This is a genomic window from Stenotrophomonas sp. YJH_SMC_73 (assembly GCF_059370155.1).
On record NZ_JCAFTJ010000004.1, the window covers coordinates 154,446 to 173,869 of the forward strand.

The 19,424-nt window shown below is 67.3% G+C and carries 19 protein-coding genes; 5 read left to right on the forward strand and 14 right to left on the reverse strand.

The annotated features are described in order from the left end of the window. The first annotated feature begins 174 nt into the window (after positions 1 to 174). Positions 175 to 3,201, forward strand: a complete 3,027-nt coding sequence (locus tag AC5P8R_RS07975; protein ID WP_495223235.1) for a two-component regulator propeller domain-containing protein — start codon at positions 175 to 177, stop codon at positions 3,199 to 3,201. A 161-nt stretch (positions 3,202 to 3,362) separates the two neighbouring features. Here the strand turns inward: AC5P8R_RS07975 and rnt are convergent, their stop codons facing one another. From rnt to pstS (AC5P8R_RS08030), 11 genes are all read right to left on the reverse strand, one after another. Next, positions 3,363 to 4,013 carry a ribonuclease T gene (gene rnt / locus AC5P8R_RS07980; protein ID WP_049407974.1) on the reverse strand — a complete coding sequence of 217 codons (651 nt, stop codon included), beginning with the start codon at positions 4,011 to 4,013 and terminating at the stop codon, positions 3,363 to 3,365. A 131-nt stretch (positions 4,014 to 4,144) separates the two neighbouring features. Beyond that, positions 4,145 to 4,666, reverse strand: a complete 522-nt coding sequence (locus AC5P8R_RS07985; protein WP_014646534.1) for an HvfX family Cu-binding RiPP maturation protein — start codon at positions 4,664 to 4,666, stop codon at positions 4,145 to 4,147. A 24-nt stretch (positions 4,667 to 4,690) separates the two neighbouring features. Beyond that, positions 4,691 to 5,446, reverse strand: a complete 756-nt coding sequence (locus AC5P8R_RS07990; protein WP_014646535.1) for an HvfC family RiPP maturation protein — start codon at positions 5,444 to 5,446, stop codon at positions 4,691 to 4,693. After that, entirely contained in the window at positions 5,439 to 6,314 is an 876-nt protein-coding gene (locus AC5P8R_RS07995; protein ID WP_495223236.1) for an HvfB family MNIO-type RiPP peptide maturase, read from the reverse strand. The genes AC5P8R_RS07990 and AC5P8R_RS07995 overlap by 8 nt, the downstream gene beginning before the upstream one ends. Beyond that, positions 6,301 to 6,654, reverse strand: a complete 354-nt coding sequence (locus AC5P8R_RS08000) for an HvfA family oxazolone/thioamide-modified RiPP metallophore (protein ID WP_014646537.1) — start codon at positions 6,652 to 6,654, stop codon at positions 6,301 to 6,303. The genes AC5P8R_RS07995 and AC5P8R_RS08000 overlap by 14 nt, the downstream gene beginning before the upstream one ends. A 236-nt stretch (positions 6,655 to 6,890) precedes the next feature. After that, complete coding sequence (phoU, locus tag AC5P8R_RS08005; RefSeq protein ID WP_005408787.1) at positions 6,891 to 7,598, reverse strand: phosphate signaling complex protein PhoU; 708 nt, start codon at positions 7,596 to 7,598, stop codon at positions 6,891 to 6,893. Between the two features lie 76 nt (positions 7,599 to 7,674). Beyond that, on the reverse strand, positions 7,675 to 8,505 hold the full coding sequence (pstB, locus tag AC5P8R_RS08010) for a phosphate ABC transporter ATP-binding protein PstB (RefSeq protein ID WP_005408788.1): 831 nt from the start codon (positions 8,503 to 8,505) through the stop codon (positions 7,675 to 7,677). Between the two features lie 19 nt (positions 8,506 to 8,524). Next, positions 8,525 to 9,388, reverse strand: coding sequence for a phosphate ABC transporter permease PstA (pstA, locus tag AC5P8R_RS08015; protein ID WP_169412234.1), 864 nt, complete (start codon positions 9,386 to 9,388; stop codon positions 8,525 to 8,527). Then, entirely contained in the window at positions 9,388 to 10,356 is a 969-nt protein-coding gene (gene pstC, locus AC5P8R_RS08020) for a phosphate ABC transporter permease subunit PstC (protein ID WP_005412771.1), read from the reverse strand. Before pstC ends, pstA begins: the two co-directional genes overlap by 1 nt. 79 nt (positions 10,357 to 10,435) lie before the next feature. Beyond that, positions 10,436 to 11,524, reverse strand: a complete 1,089-nt coding sequence (gene pstS, locus AC5P8R_RS08025; RefSeq protein WP_014646539.1) for a phosphate ABC transporter substrate-binding protein PstS — start codon at positions 11,522 to 11,524, stop codon at positions 10,436 to 10,438. Between the two features lie 416 nt (positions 11,525 to 11,940). Beyond that, positions 11,941 to 12,957, reverse strand: a complete 1,017-nt coding sequence (gene pstS / locus AC5P8R_RS08030) for a phosphate ABC transporter substrate-binding protein PstS (protein ID WP_014646540.1) — start codon at positions 12,955 to 12,957, stop codon at positions 11,941 to 11,943. 554 nt (positions 12,958 to 13,511) lie between these two features. Between pstS (AC5P8R_RS08030) and AC5P8R_RS08035 the strand changes: the two genes are divergently transcribed. Continuing rightward, complete coding sequence (locus AC5P8R_RS08035) at positions 13,512 to 14,744, forward strand: porin (RefSeq protein WP_014646541.1); 1,233 nt, start codon at positions 13,512 to 13,514, stop codon at positions 14,742 to 14,744. 81 nt (positions 14,745 to 14,825) lie between these two features. On the opposite strand, the gene nth is transcribed toward AC5P8R_RS08035, so the two are convergent. From nth to AC5P8R_RS08050, 3 genes are read right to left on the reverse strand one after another with little or no spacing between them, the layout of a single operon-like run. Then, positions 14,826 to 15,518, reverse strand: coding sequence for an endonuclease III (nth, locus tag AC5P8R_RS08040; RefSeq protein ID WP_014646542.1), 693 nt, complete (start codon positions 15,516 to 15,518; stop codon positions 14,826 to 14,828). Next, complete coding sequence (locus AC5P8R_RS08045; RefSeq protein ID WP_049442206.1) at positions 15,518 to 15,871, reverse strand: hypothetical protein; 354 nt, start codon at positions 15,869 to 15,871, stop codon at positions 15,518 to 15,520. Before AC5P8R_RS08045 ends, nth begins: the two co-directional genes overlap by 1 nt. Positions 15,872 to 15,875: 4 nt before the next feature. Further along, positions 15,876 to 16,658 (reverse strand): enoyl-CoA hydratase/isomerase family protein, encoded by a 783-nt coding sequence (locus AC5P8R_RS08050; RefSeq protein ID WP_495223237.1) that lies wholly within the window; start codon positions 16,656 to 16,658, stop codon positions 15,876 to 15,878. A gap of 167 nt (positions 16,659 to 16,825) precedes the next feature. On the opposite strand from AC5P8R_RS08050, the gene AC5P8R_RS08055 reads away from it, so the two are divergent. From AC5P8R_RS08055 to AC5P8R_RS08065, 3 genes are all read left to right on the forward strand, one after another. Then, positions 16,826 to 17,527 (forward strand): FKBP-type peptidyl-prolyl cis-trans isomerase, encoded by a 702-nt coding sequence (locus AC5P8R_RS08055; protein WP_014646545.1) that lies wholly within the window; start codon positions 16,826 to 16,828, stop codon positions 17,525 to 17,527. 166 nt (positions 17,528 to 17,693) lie between these two features. Further along, positions 17,694 to 18,497 carry a CoA pyrophosphatase gene (locus tag AC5P8R_RS08060; protein ID WP_046429766.1) on the forward strand — a complete coding sequence of 268 codons (804 nt, stop codon included), beginning with the start codon at positions 17,694 to 17,696 and terminating at the stop codon, positions 18,495 to 18,497. Further along, complete coding sequence (locus AC5P8R_RS08065; RefSeq protein WP_032960239.1) at positions 18,494 to 19,396, forward strand: sulfurtransferase; 903 nt, start codon at positions 18,494 to 18,496, stop codon at positions 19,394 to 19,396. The genes AC5P8R_RS08060 and AC5P8R_RS08065 overlap by 4 nt, the downstream gene beginning before the upstream one ends. Positions 19,397 to 19,424: the final 28 nt, after the last annotated feature.

Here is a 19,424-nt window from a genome sequence, read left to right on the forward strand (position 1 = left end):
CGGCGGGCCGCGGACGGTGACGCCGGGGCCGGGGTTTGGCCTATCATCTGCCCATCTCCCCAGTCTCCCCTCGATGAGCCAGCCCGTTCCCGCCGGCATGCCAGTGCGCGCTGCCCGGCTGTTCCCGCACGCTGCCGCGCCCTGCAGCCGCACCTGGCCGCCGCTGCTGCGGTGATGGGCGGGCAGGGGGACGAGGGGCGCTGGGTGGAGCGCCGCGCATCAGGATTCAGGCGGGCACTGCGGCAGGGCCTGCTGTGGTTGCTGCTGGCCCTCGCGCTGCCGCTGGCGGCACAGGAGGGCGCGCCCCCGCTGCGCGACTACGCCATCGATGTATGGACCTCGCGCAACGGCCTGCCGCACAACTCGCTGCGCGACATCGCACAGACGCCGGAGGGCCATCTGTGGTTCGCCACCTGGGAAGGGCTGGTGCGCTACAACGGACTGGACTTCACCGTGTTCGACCGCAGTACGCGCCCGGGCCTGCGCGACAACGGCATCGGCGCACTGTTCGTCGACCGCCAGGGCGGGCTGTGGATCAGCGATTCGCGCGGCAACGTCAGCCACCGCGGCAGCGACGGCCAATGGCGGGTCTGGGAGCACCAGGCCGGTACACCGCAGGTGCTGATCCAGTCCATGCAGATGGACGGCCAGGGCCGGCTGTGGCTGCTGTACGAAGGCAAGGGCATCGGCTACCTGACGCCGGATGCCGGCATCGTCTACCAGGCACCGGCGGCGGACCTGCCGATGGCGATGAGCTTCACCAAGCTGGTGGTCGATGCACAGGACCGGGTATGGGTCGGCACGCTCGACGGGCTGGTGCTGCGCGACAACGACGGCGTGCTCAAGCGCGCGCCCGCCGCGTGGGGGCTGGGCGCCGGCAGCGGCCTGTCGTGGCCGTACCGGGCACCGGATGGCGCGCTGTGGATCGTCGCCGGCGAGCGCCTGTACCGGGTGGAGGACGACCAGCTGGTGCTGGTGCACCGCCTGCCGGGCCAGCTGCACATGACCTCGATGCTGCAGGACCGGCATGGCGATCTGTGGCTGGGTACCGAGAACCAGGGCCTGCTGCGCATTTCCGCCCATGGCCTGGAGCGGCTGCCGGCCGGCCTGAACCTGCCGGGCGGACGCGTGGTCAGCCTGCGCGAGGATGCCGAAGGCAGCATCTGGGTGGGAGCCAATGGGGGCCTGTACCGCCTGCGCGAAACACTGTTCAGCAGCTTCACCGAGCGCGATGGGCTCAGTGGCGACTACGTGCGCACGGTGTTCGAGGATCGCGACCGCCAGCTGTGGGTCGGCAGCGCCAGCGGCCTTGACCTCCAGACCCGCGACGGTCGTTTCCGCGCGGTACCGCTGCACAACCGCGGCGGCAAGGCGCCCTCGGTACTGAGCCTGGCACAGGGGCCGGACGGTGACCTGTGGGTGGGAACCTTCGGCGACGGCGTTTACCGGCTGGGTCGCGATGGGGGCCTGCGCCACAACTATGCGGCGACTGACGGCATGCCGGGCGGCAACATCCGTGCGATCACCGTTGACCCGCAGGGCGTGGTCTGGGCCGGCACGCAGAAGGGCGTGGTGCGCATCGACGGCGACCGGGTGCAGGTCTCGAACGTGCCGGGCATGCCCGGCGGCCTGATCACCGCGCTCGAGCATGACCACCAGGGCAACCTGTGGATCGGCACCATCGAAGGCATCCGCGTGCTGCGTGGCGACCACGTGCAGTCGATCGACCTGGCCCCGCTGGGGGGCGGCCGCAGCGTGTTCGGTTTCCACCAGCTGGGCGATGCGATGTGGATCAGCAGTGATCGTGGCCTGTACCGCTGGCGCAACGGTGCGCTGGCGCGGGTCGGCCTGGAGCAGGGCATGCCGGTGGACGCGGTGTTCCAGCTGGTGCCGGACCGCCTCGGCAATGTCTGGATCAGCAGCAACCGTGGTGTGCTGCGCACCGACATGGCCACCCTCAATGCGGTGGCCGATGGCCGCACGCCGCGGGTGGTGCTGGAGCGCTACAACGAGATCGACGGCATGGCCAATGCACAGGCCAATGGCAGCTCCAGTCCATCGGCGATCCTGCGCCAGGATGGCACGTTCTGGGTGGTCACCGCCGGTGGCCTGAGCACGGTCGACCCGCAACGCCTGCAGCGTTTCCGCGAGCGGCCATCGCCGCCGGCGGCGATCGAGAGCGTGCAGGTGGATGGTGCGCCGGTGCACTGGGAGGGACCGGATCGCAATTACATTCCCGGTGGCCGCCGGTTGGCGGTGAGCTATGTCGGCCTGAGCTACCTGATGTCCGACCGGATCCGCTACCGCACGCGGCTGGATGGCCTCGATGCCGGCTGGGTCGAGCGTGGCCCGCAGCGCAGCGTCGAGTTCGTTGGCCTGCCGCCGGGCGACTACACCCTGCATGTGGCTGCGGCGCATCCGGGCGGCAGCTGGGGCCAACAGGAGGCGGTGTGGAGCTTCAGCGTCGAGCCGTTCTGGTGGCAGCGGCGCAGCGTGCAGGCGCTGGGCGGGCTGTTGCTGCTGGCCGGCCTGGTGGCACTGTACCGCCTGCTGCTGCAGCAGCTGAAGGCCAGCAACCTGCGCCTGGCGCGGCGGGTGGACGACGCGACCTTCGACCTGCAGGCCAAGACCGTGCACCTGCAGGCGCTGAACCAGGAAAAGACCGAGCTGGCCGAACGCCTGGCGCGCCAGGCCGAAGCCTTCGAGCGCCAGGCCCGCGAGGATGCGCTGACCGGGCTGGCCAACCGCCGCGGCTTCGACGAGACGCTGGCGCGTGACTTCGCCCGTTCGCAGCGCAGTGGTCATCCACTGTGCCTGGTGGTGCTGGACATCGACCATTTCAAGGACGTCAACGACCGCCACAGCCACAGCATCGGCGATGCCGTGCTGGTGCAGGTGGCGACGCTGATCGCAGCCGCCAGCCGCGACTCCGACCTGCCGGCGCGAACCGGCGGCGAAGAGTTCGCGCTGCTGCTCAACGACACCCGCCTGGAGGAAGCCGCGCAGCTGTGCGCGCGCCTGCGCGGCCTGTTCCATGACCACCCCGACTGGGCCGGTGTGGAAGGCCTGCGCGTGACCTTCAGTGCGGGGCTGGTGGAGCTGGATGCCGACGACCGCACCCCGGCGCTGCTGTACCAGCGCGCAGACCGCGCGCTGTACCGCGCCAAGAGCGACGGCCGCGATCGCACGAGCATTGGTTGATCGCATCCACGCATGGCGTGGATCTACTGTGCGGCGATGATTCGCCACCATACATCGATGGAACGACGTCGGCCTGTAGAGTCGAGCCGTGCTCGACTACCGCGCGACAGCGCGGAAAAAGGTGCAGCCGAGCATGGCTCGGCTCTACAGGAAGCGCTGTCTTACCGCGGCCAGGCGTTGGCGATGGTGCAGAACAGCCGCGCGGTCTGCTCGGTGTCATATACCGCGCTGTGCGCTTCATTCGCATCCCAACCCAGCCCGGCGGCAGTGGCCGCACGCGCCAGCACGGTCTGGCCGTAGGCGATACCGGCCAGGGTGACCGTGTCGAACACGCTGAACGGATGGAACGGGTTGCGCTTGTGGCCGGTCCGCGCCACGGCCGCGTTGACGAAGCCGAGGTCGAAATGGGCATTGTGGCCAACCAGGATCGCGCGCTGGCAGCCGTACTTCTTCATCGCCGCACGCACCGGAGTGAAGATGTGGTCCAACGCCGCTTTTTCTTCCTTGGCCAGCCGGAACGGATGGTCGAGGATGATGCCGGTCACTTCCAGCGACTTCGGGTCGATCTCCAGGCCCTCGGCCGGGACCACGTGGGCACTGGCGGTCTGGCCGGGGTAGAGCAGGCCGTTCTCGTCCATCTCGATCGGCACCGCAGCGATTTCCAGCAGCGCGTTGCGCTGGCTGTCGAAGCCGCCGGTTTCCACATCCACCACCACCGGCAGGAAGCCGCGGAAGCGTTGTGACATCGCGCGCTGCGCCTGGGGAACTGCGGAATCGGGAACGGCGGCAGGTGCGGGGATGGGGTCATTCATGCGTGAATTCTATCAGAGCGGCCCTGAGCGCCCGGCCACGCAGCCCATGCCAGCCACCGTAGTGGCACGAACGCAGAACCCGGTAGGTGCCAACCTTGGTTGGCACATGACGCGCCGACCAAGGTCGGCATCTACCGAACCGCTGGCCGCGCAGGTGTGGCCGAGGGAGACCACCGCGCCAACCAGGCGTCCACGCTCAGCTTGCCGGCGCCGGTGAAGATCAGCGGCAGCAGCATGGCCATGAACAGCACCGGCAGCTTGAAGTTGCCGAAGCCCTGGTCGCTGATCGCATAGCCCATGGCCAGGTCGGCCAGCGAGTTCCACTCCATCGGCCAATGCACCGCATAGGTGGCCACCACGGTCAGCACCAGCAGGCTCGCGGCGGCGAAACGGGTGCCGAAACCGAACAGCAGGCAGGCCGCCCCGAGCAGTTCGAACCAGGTCGCCAGTTGCCAGTTCAGGGTGGCCGGCAACTGGTCGAACGGGAATGGAAAGGCGTCCTGCAGGTCGGCGAACCAGTTCTGGCCGCGCAGCTTCTCGCGGCCGGATTCGAAGAATTCCCAGGCCAGCAGCAGGCGCAGGCCGAGCGGGGCCAACCAGGGGGCGAGACGGTCCAGCTGGCCACGCGCGGCGGCCAGGGTCGGAAGGTTCATCAGGGGATCTCCGCAAATGGGGTGTCAGGGTGGGGCGGTGAGCGGACCGATCACGCCGGCCTGCAGGAACTGCCGCAGCAGCGCGGCACCGGGGCCGGCCAGCGCGTCTTCGGCCAGCCCATGCGTGGTGGCGAGGCGTTGCAGGTACGTACGGCCTTCCAGCCCAGGCTGTTCACCGATGCTGGACAGCAGGTGCACCGCCAAGGGGCTGAGCGCGGCGAATCGCACTTCACCGTCGGCTTCGCGGCGGACCAGCAGGCCGGTGGGTTCTGGGAGGGGCTGGGTCGGCGCATCCTCTGCACCGAGACGGTGCACCGGCCACTGGTACAGCAGCGGCCACGCCAGCGGCGAACGCTGCAGCGGCACCCGCAGCGGATCGACATCGCCAGGCGCAGGAAGTGGCTCGGCCTGCAACTGGTACAGCGCGGTTTCCACCCACTCGTAGTGGGCCAGTTCGGCCAGCGCCGGGTGCGGCAGCTGCGGCTGTGCCTGCAGCCACTGCACGAACTCGGCGGCCAGCTCGGTGAACAGGGGGGTCTGGCAGCGATGGGTGGCGAAGTAGTGGCGCACCAGCGCGCTCCATGCCGGTTCGCCGAGCAGGCGGACGCAGACCGGGAAACCGTTGCTCAGGAGCCCGAGCAGGTTGTTGAACAGCAGGTGCTGGTACACCGCCAACCGGCGTGCATCCAGGCCGGCCGGTGCCGGCACCGCCTGTGGATCGCGCAGGTGCGCGGTGAACGCGTGCTGCTGCGCGCGCAGGGTGTCGATAGCGTCAGCCATGTGCAGCCCCGGCGTGTGCGGCCTGCAGGCGGCGGATGGTCTGCAGTTCGCCCTGCAGTTCCGCATAGGGCGGGAAATTGAAATCGCGTTCGAGCAGGGTGGGGCGTGGGCCGATGCGAGCATAGGTACGCGCCAGCAACTCCCAGACCGGATCAACCACCGCGCTGCCATGGGTATCGATCTTCAGGTCGGGTGCCTCGTCCAGGTGCCCGGCCACGTGCAGGCAGACGATGCGCTGCGCGGGCAGGCCGGCGATGAAGGCATCGGCATCGTAGCCGTGGTTGCAGGCGTTGACGTAGACGTTGTTGACGTCCAGCAGCAGGTCGCAGTCGGCTTCGGCGAGCACCGCATTGGTGAACGCCAGCTCGTCCATCGCCGGTTCCGGCGCCAGGTAGTAGGACACGTTCTCCACCGCGATGCGCCGGCCGAGCAGGTCCTGCACGCGGCGGATGCGCTGCGCGGTATGGCGCACGGCTTCGTCGGTGAAGGGGATCGGCAGCAGGTCGTACAGGTGGCCGTCGTCGCTGCAGTAGCTCAGGTGCTCGCTGTACAGCGGCACGCGGTGCTTTTCGAGGAACCGGCCGACCTGCTCCAGCAGCTGGGTGTCCAGGGCGGCACTGCCGCCCAGCGACAGCGACAGGCCGTGGCAGCTCAGCGGATGGCGGTGTGCCAGTTCGGCCAGGGCATCACCGGCCGGGCCGCCGACATGGATCCAGTTCTCCGGCGCGCATTCCAGGAAGTCGAAGTCGCCTGCCGGAGCGTCACGCAGATCCTGCAGCAGCGCCCGGCGCAGGCCCAACCCTGCAGCCGCCGCGCGAAGCGGCGACTGCGGGTGGACGAGGCTGGCGCGGACGTCAGTGCTTGCCACCGCACTTGCCTTCGCCGCACTTGCCTTCAGCCGACTTCGTGTCGCCGGTCTTGGCCTTGGCGCCCGCTGCGCCGGCAGCCTTGCCCTTGTCGGCACCGCACTTGCCTTCGCCGGTCTTGCCGTCGGCACCACACTTGCCTTCGGCGTGCTTGGTCGCGTCGGCTGCCATCTTGGTATCGGCGGCCTTGGCATCGGTGCTGGCCTTGGCTGCCTGGCCGGCCACCAGGTAGCCCTGGGCGAGGTCGCTCATGCTCAGCGCCGAGGCGCTGGCGGTCATGCCCAGGCCGGCGGCCAGGGCGGTAGCGGTCAGCAGGGACAGGGTCTTGTTGGAACTGCTCATCGGTCTTACTCCTGGGTGGTGGGCAGGTGCCCGGGGTGAATCGATGGTGCAGCGATCCTACTCAACGAATCCTCGCCAAGAACTCAAATTTTCGTGAGATCTGTTACAGAAGCATCCGGCAGGTCCGCACCGGGCAAGCCCGGCGGGCCCAATGCGGGGGAACTCCCCAAAAAAGAAGGCCGCTGTCACCAGGACAGCGGCCACCTTGGAGTCGACTCCGGTGTTGCAGTGCAGCGTCAGGGCTGGCCGGTGCTGGAGGTCTCGTCGCGCTTTTCACGCGGTGGCAGCGGCTGCTCGCCATGCACCAGGAACCATACGTTCTCGGCGATGTTGGTGGCGTGGTCGCCCACGCGCTCCAGGTTCTTGGCCATGAACAGCAGGTGCGTGCACGGGGTGATGTTGCGCGGGTCTTCCATCATGTAGGTCAGCAGCTCGCGGAACAGCGCGGTGTACTGCGCGTCCAGGCGGGCGTCGTCCTCACGCAGTTCCAGCGCGGCATCAGCATCGTTGTCGCGGTAGGCGGCAATGGCACGCCGGACCTGCTGCGCGGCCAGACGGCCCAGCGCACGCAGGCCCTGGATCTGCGGCAGCGGCGGCACCTTGCCCAGCGCGATCGAGCGCTTGGCGACGTTGGCAGCGTAGTCACCGATGCGCTCGATGTCGGCCGGAATGCGCAGGCCGGCAAGGATCTCGCGCAGGTCGCGCGCCATCGGGCCACGCAGCGCCAGGCGCATCACGTCGTGGCTGATCTGCTGTTCCAGCGCATCGATCGCCTCGTCGTTGGCGATGATGCGATGGGCAGCGTTCTCGTCGCGCTTCTCGATCACGTCCATCGACGCTTCGAGCTGGGCGACGGCCATCTCGCCCATGCGCACGATCTCGGCCACCAGGCGCTGCTGCTCTTCGTCGTAGCTCTTGACGATGTGGTCGTTGGGAAGGTTCATGGTTGTTCCACTCTGTAGAGTCGAGCCACGCTCGACTGATGGTGTCTGCAGGGTCGAGCCGTGCTCGACTGACGTTTCAGCCGAAGCGGCCGGTGATGTAGTCCTCGGTCTGCCGCTGCGACGGCTGCGAGAAGATCACTTCGGTGCGGTCGTGCTCGATCAGGTCGCCCAGGTACATGAAGGCGGTGTAGTCGGACACGCGTGCGGCCTGCTGCATGTTGTGGGTGACGATCACGATGGTGTACTCGTGCTTGAGTTCTTCCACCAGCTGCTCGATGCGGCTGGTCGAGATCGGATCCAGCGCCGAGGTCGGCTCGTCCAGCAGCAGCACCGACGGGCGCAGGGCCACGGCACGGGCGATGCACAGGCGCTGCTGCTGGCCGCCGGACAGGCCCAGTGCGCTCTGCCCCAGCTTGTCCTTCACTTCGTCCCACAGCGCGCCCTGGCGCAGCGCCTGCTCGACGCGGTCGGCCATGTCGGCCTTGCTCAGCTTCTCGTGGTGGCGGATGCCGTAGGCCACGTTCTCGAAGATGGTCATCGGGAACGGCACCGGCTTCTGGAACACCATGCCGACCTTGCTGCGCAGGCGGTTCATCGGGTACTTCGGCGACAGGATGTTCTCGCCGTCCAGCAGCACTTCACCGCGCGCTTCCAGCTTCGGGTACAGCGCGTAGATGCGGTTGAAGATGCGCAGCAGGGTCGACTTGCCGCAACCGGAAGGACCGATCAGCGCGGTCACGCGCTTTTCCGGGATTTCCAGGTTGATGCCCTTCAGGGCGTGGAACTTGTCGTAGTAGAAGTCCAGTCCACGCGCAGCCAGCTTCACCGGCGACGGCGTGTGCAGGCTCTCGTGCGAGGACGGCACGGCGATGCGCTGCATCGGCACGGCGTTGGAAAGGTCGTTCATGGCGTTATCCACGGAAAGGTCAGTCATGGGAGATACGGTTGCGCAGCAGGATGCCGCGGGCGGCAAGGCTGACCAGCAACACGAAGACAGTCAGCACCAGGGCACCGGCCCAGGCCAGCACCTGCCAGGATTCATACGGGCTGCCGGCGAACTGGTTCATCACCACCGGCACCGAGGCCATCGGCTGGAAGATGTTGTTGTTCCAGTACTGGTTGCCGAAGGCGGTGAACAGCAGCGGTGCGGTCTCGCCGGAGATGCGGGCCAGTGCCAGCAGGATGCCGGTGATGATGCCGGCCGAGGCACTGCGGTACAGCACCTGCACGATCACCTTCCACTGCGGGATGCCCAGCGACAGGGCCGCTTCGCGCATCTGCGAGGGCACCAGGCGCAGCATCTCGTCGGTGGTGCGTACCACCACCGGCAGCACGATGAAGGCCAGCGACAGCGCACCGGCGAACGCCGAGAAGTTGCCGCCGGTCTGCATCACGTACAGGGTGTAGACGAACAGGCCGAGCACGATGGACGGGGCCGACAGCAGGATGTCGTTGACGAAGCGGACCACGGTGCCGGCCTTGCGGGCGTTGCCGTACTCGGCCAGCCAGGTGCCCGCCAATACGCCCAGCGGGGTGCCGATGCCGATCGCCAGCGCACACATCACGGCGCTGCCGAAGAACGCGTTGGCGAGGCCGCCTTCCTGCATCGGCGGCGGCGTCATCTTGGTGAACAGATCCTGGTTGATGCCGGCCAGGCCCTTGGAGGCCAGGGTGAACAGGATCCAGCCCAGGAAGAACAAACCGAACAGCGCGGTGGCGCAGGAGGCGGTGATCGCAACGACATTGCCGATGCGGCGGCGCAGGTACAGGGAGTCAGCGGTGCTGGACATCAGTTGCCCTCCTTGCGGGACAGGCGCATCAGCATCAGGCGGGCGATGGCGAGCACCACGAAGGTGACGATGAAGAGGACGAAGCCGAGCAGCAGCAGGGCCGAACGGTAGGTTTCAGTGGCTTCACCGAAATCGTTGGCGATCAGCGCAGCAATGGTGGTGCCCGGTTCCAGCAGCGACGGCGACAGGCGCACGCTGTTGCCGATCACGAAGGCCACCGCCATCGTCTCGCCGAGGGCGCGGCCGAGGCCGAGGAAGATGCCGCCGATCACCGCCGAGCGGGTGTAGGGCAGCACGATGTCCCAGCTCACTTCCCACTTGGTGGAGCCCAGCGCATAGGCCGATTCCTTCAGGCGGGTCGGCACGGTCAGGAACACTTCGCGCATCACCGAGGAGATGAACGGAATGACCATGATCGCCAGCACGAAACCGGCGGTGAGCATGCCGATGCCCAGCGGCGGGCCCTGGAACATCGGGCCGATGATCGGCCATTCGCCCAGGGTCTCGTTGAGGAACGGCGTGACGTACTCGGTCATCACCGGCACCAGCACGAACAGGCCCCACATGCCGTAGATGATCGAGGGAATGCCGGCCAGCAGTTCGATGGCTGTGCCGACCGGGCCACGCAGCCAGCGTGGTGCGACTTCGGTGAGGAAGAAGGCGATGCCGAAGCTGACCGGCACGGCGATGACCATCGCGATGACGGCGGTGACCAGGGTGCCGTAGATCGGGGCGAGCGCGCCGAATTTGTTTTCGACCGGATTCCAGTCGGCGGAGAAGAAGAAGCTCAGGCCCTGCATCTGCAGGGCATGGCGGCCGCCCCACAGCATCGACAGCGCGGCGCAGGCCAGGGCGATCAGGACGAAGATGACGGTGCCGACCAGCACCCATCGGAACAGTTTGTCGTTGCGGGCATCACGCGCATCACGCGTGGACGGGGCGGCTACAGGCTGGGCGATGGCATTCATGGGGACGGCAGGGCCAGGAAGGGGCGGGGCGGCACGGCGTGGAAGCGGTGCCCGCGCGGGGCGGGCACCGTCGAGTCCGTCACTTCAGGTCGGTCGCCCAGTAGGCCTCGATCTGCTTGACCAGTTCGGCCGGCAGCGGCACATAGTGCAGCTCGTTGGCCTGGGCCTGGCCGTTCTCGAAGGCCCACTTGAAGAAGGCCAGGGTGTCCTGGTTGCGCTTGGCGTCCTTCGGCTGCTTCTGCATCAGCATGAAGTTGGTGGCGGTGATCGGCCACGCCTGCTCGCCCGGGGCGTTGGTGATGACCAGGTTGAAGTCCTTGGCGCTGGCCCAGTCGGCGCTGGCGGCCGCCGCGGCGAAGGTTTCCGCGCTGGGCTCGACCCAGTTGCCGGCGGCGTTCTGCATGGCGGTGTACGGCATGCCGTTCTGCAGCGCGTAGGCCAGCTCGACGTAGCCGATGGAGCCCTTGATCTGCTTCACGTACGAAGCGACGCCTTCATTGCCCTTGCCACCGACGCCGTCCGGCCACTGCACCGAGGTGCCTTCGCCGACCTTGCTCTTCCACTCCGGGCTGACCTTGGACAGGTAGTTGGAGAAGTTGAAGGTGGTGCCGGAACCGTCCGAACGGTGGACCAGGGTGATCTTGCCGTCCGGCAGCTTCACGCCCGGGTTGGCGGCGACGATGGCCGGATCGTTCCAGGTCTTGACCTTGCCCAGGAAGATGTCGGCCAGCAGGGCGCCGCTCAGGCGCAGCTTGCCGGCTTCCAGGCCTTCGATGTTGACCACCGGCACCACGCCGCCGATGGCCGACGGGAACTGGGCCAGGCCGGCCTGTGCCAGCTCTTCGCTGCTCAGCGGCTTGTCGGAGGAGCCGAAGTCGACGGTGCCGGCCTTGATCTGGGCGATGCCGCCGCCGGAGCCGATCGACTGGTAGTTGATCTTGGCCCCGGTGGTGGCGTTGTAGTCGGCCGACCACTTGGAGACCAGCGGGAAGATGAAGGACGCGCCCGCGCCGGACACTTCGGCGGTCACCTTGGCACCGGCAGCGGCCGGGGCAGCGGCACCGTCGGCCGCCGGCTGCTGCGCGGCCTGCTTGTCGCCACCGCAGGCCGACAGGCCCAGGGCGATGGCCAGGGAAAGGGCGGCAAGGCCGGCCGAGTGCAGTTTCATGGTCACTCCATAGCGGGGAAGAGCCGACGTGGTCGGCGGATGCGGCTATGAAATGATGTTTTTGTTACAGCCGTATTACGACCATGACAGAGGTGTCCTGGATCACGTTCTGACAAGGGTTTCACCGGGTTGGCCCCCATCCGGCAGAGCCCCGGAGACCCCGGATCTGCGCACCGGTATGGCGGCAGGTTGGCCCTTGTGGAGTCAAGCCATGTTCGACGGCTCCCTGCCCTCGGTAGGTGCGGACCGTCGGTCCGCACGCTCCAGCACCCAGCCGAGCGTGGGCTCGGCGCTGCAGAGGCAGATACATGCATCCCCGAAAACAAGAAGAGCGCGAGATCTCGAGGATCTCGCGCCCGGTTGGGGCCGGCGGGGGAGAGAGGACCCGCCGGCCCCGTTCCTGCGGGGGAACGTGCTTACTTCAGGTTCTGCGACCAGTAGGTCTCGATCTGGCGGACCAGGCTGTCCGGCAGCGGCACGTAGTCCAGCTGGCGGGCCTGGGCGTCGCCGCTCTTGTAGACCCAGCGGAAGAACTCCTGGGTGGCCTTGCCGTTGGCAGCGTTCTTCGGCTTCTTGTGCACCAGGATGAAGTTGGTGGCGGTGATCGGCCAGGACTCGGCGCCCGGGGCGTTGGTCATCACCAGGTAGAAGTCCTTGGCGCTGGCCCAGTCGGCGCTGGCGGCAGCGGCGGCGAACGATGCATCGCTCGGCTGCACGAACCTGCCGGCAGCGTTCTTCATCGCCGTGTACGACAGCTTGTTCTGCAGTGCGTAGGACAGTTCGACGTAGCCGATGCCGCCCTTGATCTGCTTCACGTAGGCAGCAACGCCTTCGTTGCCCTTGCCGCCGATGCCGGCCGGCCACTGGACCGAGGTGCCTTCACCGACCGAGCTCTTCCACTCCGGGCTGACCTTGGACAGGTAGTTGACGAAGTTGAAGGTGGTGCCCGAACCATCCGAGCGGTGCACGACGGTGATCTTGGCGCTCGGCAGGGTCACGCCCGGGTTCAGCGCGGCGATGGCCGGGTCGTTCCAGGTCTTGATCTTGCCCAGGAAGATGTTGGCCAGCACGGTGCCGTCCAGCTTGAGTGCGCCCGGGGCGATGCCGGCCACGTTGACCACCGGCACCACGCCGCCGATCACCGACGGGAACTGGGCCAGGCCCGAGGCGGCCAGTTCTTCCGGCTTCAGCGGTGCATCGGAAGAGCCGAAATCAACGGTCTTGGCCTTGATCTGCGCAATGCCGCCGCCGGAACCGATCGACTGGTAGTTGACCTTGTTGCTGGTGGCAGCGTTGTAGTCGGCCGACCACTTCGACATCACCGGGTAGATGAACGAGGCGCCCGCGCCGGTGATTTCAGCGGCGTTGGCGGCGAACACGGACGACGCTGCGAAGACGGCAACGGCAACGCGCGACTTGAAGGCGTGGATCACGGGGTGGCTCCTGGGTTGATTGGAATGCGGGGTTACCCGCCCGGCGCACATTCCATAACGGTTCGATGACAGCGCGGGGACCGTTGTATGACGCATCCGTTACAGCGCTGACTGACGCTTGCGCAGCGCGGGCCGTGAAGGTTTCGCGCAGCGGCTGAGGCGGTCGTGCGGGCACAAGGGAGGTGCGCCGGCGCCGGTTGCGGTCACCTTGCATAGGTGGCCGATGAGGTGACGGCTGGCTCCCTTCGCGCGGTCTGCGCCTGGCGTTGCGCAGGGATTCCGCGTCATCCGCGCGAAGCCGGGCGGTGCGGACCAGGGTGACCCGGCGGCTTGCCCGCGTGTCGGTGCCGATACACCACGCCATGGGGCGCAAGGGATCGATAAGCATGTGCGCGCAAATGAGTCGTACGCATGACCGCACGAAGAAATCTGGGGTTGGTGCTCAATCTGTCATTCGGCTGTCATGGTTTTAACGGAACGTTCGCAAAACGCTTGACCGGCCTGCCGGCGTGGCGTTCTGCCCAAGCCATTCCAACCCTCTGGAGAAATCCAAAATGCGTTCCCATTTGCTCGCCGCCGCGGTCGTTGCAAGCCTCGGTCTGGTTTCCGCCGACGCCTTCGCAGCCCCCGCCAGCTCGGGCGTGTCCCAGGCACAGTTGCAGCAGCTGCAGGCACAGATCGCTGCGCTGCAGGCCCAGGTCCAGCAGTTGCAGAACGATTCGCAGGCGCTGCAGGCGCAGTCCGACGCGCAGTCCGAAGTGAACATCACCCAGGCGCAGGCCCTGGAAGGTGCGCAGAAGACCCAGACCAGCGTCGACAAGCTGGCCAAGCTGGTCAATGACAACAAGATTGGCGGTCGCATGTTCTTTGACCTGACCAACATCGACAAGACCAGCAACGGCAAGGACACCGCCGCCAGCGGCACCGGCCTGGACGTCAAGCGCTTCTACCTGACCGTCGACCACAAGTTCAACGACATCTGGTCGGCCAACCTGACCACCGACTTCCAGTACAGCTCGGCCATCGGCAACACCGAACTGTTCGTCAAGAAGGCCTACGTGCAGGGCAGCTTCGACCCGGCCTTCAACCTGCGCGTCGGTGCCGCCGACATGCCGTGGATCCCGTACGTCGAGAAGTTCTACGGCATGCGCTATGTCGAGAACACCCTGACCGACCGCCTGAAGTACGGCAACTCGTCCGACTGGGGCCTGCATGGCTTCGGCAACCTGGGCAACAACTTCAACTACGCCGTCTCGGTCGTGTCCGGCGCCGGCTACAAGAACCCGACCCGCAGCAAGGGCATGGACGTGGAAGGCCGCGTGGCCTACACCCCGAACGAGAACTTCGTGGTCGCCGTCGGCGGCTACAGCGGCAAGCTGGGCAAGGAAACCGACATCCAGAGCGCCGAGAACACCTACACCCGCGCCAACGCGATGGTGGCCTACGCCGACAGCAACTTCCGCGTCGGCGGCGAGTACTTCCAGGCCAAGAACCTCAACAACGTGCTGACCGTTGCCACCGACAAGACCAGTGGCTGGTCGGTGTGGGGCAGCGTGCGCGTGACCGACGGTGGCATCAACGTGTTCGGTCGTTACGATGACACCGACGTCAGCAAGACCCTGGACCCGACCCTGAGCGACAAGTACTGGAACGTCGGCGTCGAGTTCCCGGTCATGAAGAACCTCAAGCTGTCGACCGTGTACAAGTACACGCACCTGGCCAACGCCAGCGACAAGAAGAACGACAAGACCAAGGAATTCGGCGTCTGGGGCGACCTGTCGTTCTGATCTCCTGAAGCACCCTTGTCCATACACGCGGACGGCGGGCCTGGTGCCCGCCGTCTTCGTTTCGTCACAACACGATCCGCGTCACGTCTCGGCTGTGGTCTTTTCCTTGAACCGGCACAGGTCGGCGATCACGCAGCCCGGGCAATCCGGCTTGCGCGCCTTGCACACGTAGCGGCCATGCAGGATCAGCCAATGGTGCGCGTCGAGCAGGAACTCGGCCGGAATCACCTTCACCAGCGTGTCCTCCACTTCGCGCACGTTCTTGCCGGGGGCCAGGCCGGTACGGTTGGAGACGCGGAAGATATGCGTATCCACCGCCATCACCGGCTCGCCGAAGGCGGTGTTGAGCACCACGTTGGCGGTCTTGCGGCCCACACCGGGCAGCGCTTCCAGCGCTTCGCGGTCGCGCGGCACTTCGCCGCCGTACTTCTGCAGCAGGATCGCGCAGGTGGCGATCACGTTCTTCGCCTTGGCGTTGAACAGCCCGATGGTGGCGATGTACGGCTTCAGGCCATCCTCACCGAGCGCGAGGATCTTCGCCGGCGTGTTGGCGACCGGGAACAGGCGGCGGGTGGCCTTGTTGACGCCGACGTCGGTGGCCTGGGCGGACAGCGCCACGGCCACCAGCAGTTCGAACGGCGAGCTGTACTCAAGCTCGGTCTTCGGGTGCGGATTGAGCTCGCGCAGGCGGGTGAACATTTCCACCACGTCGGCGCGCGGCATGCGGCCGCCGCGCCGCGCCGGTGCGCGGGCAGTCTTCTTCGCGGTGGCCATTACGGCTCCTTGCCGGTGACGCGGGCCTTGGCCCGGGCGAGAATCGCGGCCGCCGCGGCGGGCAGGGGGGGCTTCACGTCCGGCGCCGGGGGCGGGGTGCGACGTGCATCGCGCTCGGCTTCGCGGCGGGCCAGGCGCACCGCGCGGGCGCGATAGCGTTCGCGTGCGGCCCAGGCCGTACGCAGTTGCTGCTGGGCCTGCTGCAGCCGCTGAGGAAGGTCCGGGTGGCCAGGCAGCAGCTGTTCGTCGCCGGCTCGGGCGACGTAGTCCATCAGCCCCGCCTGCAGGGCGCCATCGAGATCGTCTGCCTGGACCCGGGCGAACAACTGCGCGGGGTTGGGTCGGGATGCCATGGCGTCAGCGGTTCTGGAAGGCCGGCGGGCGGCGCTGCAGGAAGGCACTGGTGCCTTCACGCATGTCCTCGGTGGCGAACAGCAGGCCGAACTGCGCACTTTCGTATTCCAGCCCGGCCTCCAGGCTGCACTCGCCGCCCACGTGCACCGCGTCGAGCAGGCCACGCAGGGCCAGCGGCGCTAAGCGTGCCAGCTGGCGGGCGACGTCCTGTACACGGTTGTCCAGCGCGTCGGCCGGCACGACTTCGTTGACGATGCCCAGTTCCAGCGCACGCGCGGCGTTGATCGGCGCCCCCAGCAGGCACAGCTCCAGGGTGGCGGCGCGGCCACACAGGCGCAGCAGGCGCTGGCTGCCGCCGAAGCCGGGAATCAGGCCGAGATTGATTTCCGGTTGGCCGACCTTGGCGGTATCGGCGGCGATGCGCAGGTGGCACGCCATCGCCAGCTCAAGCCCGCCGCCCAGCGCGAATCCGTTCACGCGCGCGATGACCGGCTTGGGCATGCGTTCGATCTGGCGCATCAGGGCCTGGCCCAGCAGCGAGAAATCACGTCCCTGAACGGCGCTGAGGGTGTTCATTTCCGCGATGTCGGCACCGGCCACGAAGGCCTTCGGGCCCGCCCCGGTCAACACCACCACGCGCACCTCCGGATCGGCAGCGGCGTCCCTGAAGGCATCGGCCAGCGCCTGCAGGGTCGGGGCGTTCAGGGCATTGAGCTTGTCCGGGCGCTGGACGGTCACGGTGCGGATGGCGCCTTCGTCGGCAACAGCGATCAGGGCATCGGCCACGGGGAAACTCCTGGAACGTTAAAAAAAAGTGATATTGAACTCTGCAAACGCAGACGGGTCATAGCCTGCATCGTGAGTAGCGGTTACACGTTGCGCCCGTTATCCTAACCCGTCGCCTCAGGGCGGCGAAGAACGTCCCTGAGTTACCACCCCTGGAGAACTGTTTGATGAAGTTGCGTTCTATCGCGGTCGCCGTCGCGGCCCTGGCCCTGACGGGCAATGCCTTCGCCCAGGACATCGCGTCCGAGAAGGGCAAGCTGAGTTATTACTTCGGTTACGACTACGGCAACAACCTGGCGGAGCTGACCGGTCGCGGTGAGCAGCTGGACATCAACTCGGTGGTGAAGGGCCTGCAGGATGCCTACGCCAAGAAGCAGCCGGCGATCACCGCCGAGCAGCTGAAGCCGGCCGTTGAAGCGTTCCAGAAGCGCGAGCAGGGCCGTGCCCAGGCTGCCAAGGCCGAGTACGAAAAGGCGGCTGCCGAAAACAAGACCAAGAGCGATCAGTTCATCGCGGCGAACAAGGCCAAGGCCGGCGTGCAGTCCCTGCCGAGCGGCGTCCAGTACCGCGTGATCGAAGCCGGCAAGGGCGCCAAGCCGACCCAGGCCAGCACCGTGCAGCTGGAAGTGGCCGGTCCGTTCCCGTACGGCCAGCGCCCGACCGAAGCCCGCCCTGCCCAGCAGATCCCGTCGATCAAGGTCAGCGAAGTTGAAATGAAGGCCATGCGCGAGACCCTGCTGCAGATGCCGGCCGGCTCGAAGTGGGAAGTCACCCTGCCGCCGGACCAGGCCTACGGTGCCGACCCGCGCACCCCGTTCCCGCCGAACGTGGCTGTGCAGTTCGAGATCAAGCTGGTCAGCGTCAAGTAAATCGAAACAGCAAACGAAACGCGCCGGTGATCCCACCGGCGCGTTTCTGTTTGTGCAGCCCCTGGCGGTGAAACGCCCGCGCTTCGCGCGAGCGTCGACTCTACCGTTGGGCCGGGCCACCCGCGCAAATTCAGCCCGATCGCGCTACTGTTGCCGGGTGCAAACAATGGAAGAAACGGCGCGTGTTGTCGCAAGTCCCTGCATCGGAGTGTGCACGCTGGATCCGTACCGGCAATGCACCGGCTGCGCGCGGCATATCGATGAGATCGCGCGGTGGTCGTCGATGAGCAACGAGGAACGCAGCCGCATCCTGCACCGCGTGCAGCCCCTGCGCGAACAACTGCAGCAATCGCTGCGTGGCTCGCTGGCCGACCACGAGCGACTGATGCGCGCGCTGCACCCCTTGGCCCAACCGCCGGCCGGCGACGGCTGGAACCGCAGTGAGCTGATCGACCTGCTGCCGCCCGGGCCTCCGGTGGAGGCTGCGGTGCTGGCCGGCATCGTCCCGCGCGCCAACGGCGCACAGGTGATCCTGACCCGCCGCACCGAAACCCTGCGCACGCACGGGGGCCAGGTCGGATTCCCCGGCGGCCGCACCGAGCCCGATGACCGTGACGCATTGGCGGCCGCGCTGCGCGAGAGCCAGGAAGAAATCGCATTGGCGCCCGGCCAGGTGCAGGCGCTGGGGTATCTCGATCCCTTCGTCACCATCACCGGCTACCGGGTCACGCCGGTGGTGGCGGTGGTCGACCCGGATTTCGTGCCGGTGCCGCAGCCCAGCGAAGTGGCCGAAGTGTTCGAGGTGCCGCTGGATTATCTGATGGCGCCCGACAGCCTGCGCCAGGTCGAAATCACTCATCGCGGCCGGGTCCGCCACGTCCTGGAGTATGGCTGGCCGGGGCAGCGCATCTGGGGCGCGACCGCCGCCATTCTCTACAACCTGCGTCGTCGCCTGGAGCAAGTGCAATGAAGCCGATCGATCCGCCGTGGACCACCCTGGTCGATGTCACCACCCTTGCCGCTGCGCTGGGCGCAGGCGTGCGCGTCGTCGACGCGCGTGCCACCGCCAGCACCGCCGTGCGCGTGGTCGATGCGCGTGCTTCGCTGGCCGATCCGCAGGCGGCGGGCGGCCAGTATCTGGCAGGGCACATACCGACTGCGGTGCATGCCGATCTCAACCGTGATCTGTCGGATCTGACCCGAAGCGGCCATGGCCGGCACCCGCTGCCGGACAGCGATGCGTTCGCCGCGAAGCTCGGTACGTGGGGCATCGGTCCCGAAACCCAGGTGGTGGTCTACGACGGCAGCGACGGCAGCATGGCCGCCTCGCGCCTGTGGTGGCTGCTGCGGCTGATCGGGCACACCCGGGTGGCCGTGCTCGACGGCGGTATTGCCGCCTGGCAGGCCGCCGGTCACGCGCTGGCGAGCGGGCCGACTGAAGTGACGGTGTTACCTGCCTACCCGGGCCGTTTCGACACCACCCAGATCGCCAACGCCGATGAAATCAGCGCACGGCTGAAGCACGCGCCGGGCTGGTTGGTCGACGCGCGCGCGGGTGAGCGCTTCCGCGGTGACGTCGAGCCGCTGGACCCGGTCGCCGGCCACGTGCCGGGCGCGGTCAACCGCCCGTTCGCCTTGAACGTACTCGATGGCCACCTGCGCGACCCACAGGCGCTGCGCGCCGAACTGCAGGGCGTGATCGGCAACCGCGATCCGCAGCAGGTGGTGCTGATGTGCGGCTCCGGCGTGACCGCCTGCCATCTGCTGCTGGCGATGGAAACGGCGGGCCTGTCCGGCGCGCGCATCTACGCCGACTCCTGGAGCGGGTGGGTCAGCGACAGCAGCCGCCCGGTGGCGACCGGCGCCTGAGCCGCGCGGGGTCGGATCCGTTTTCCAA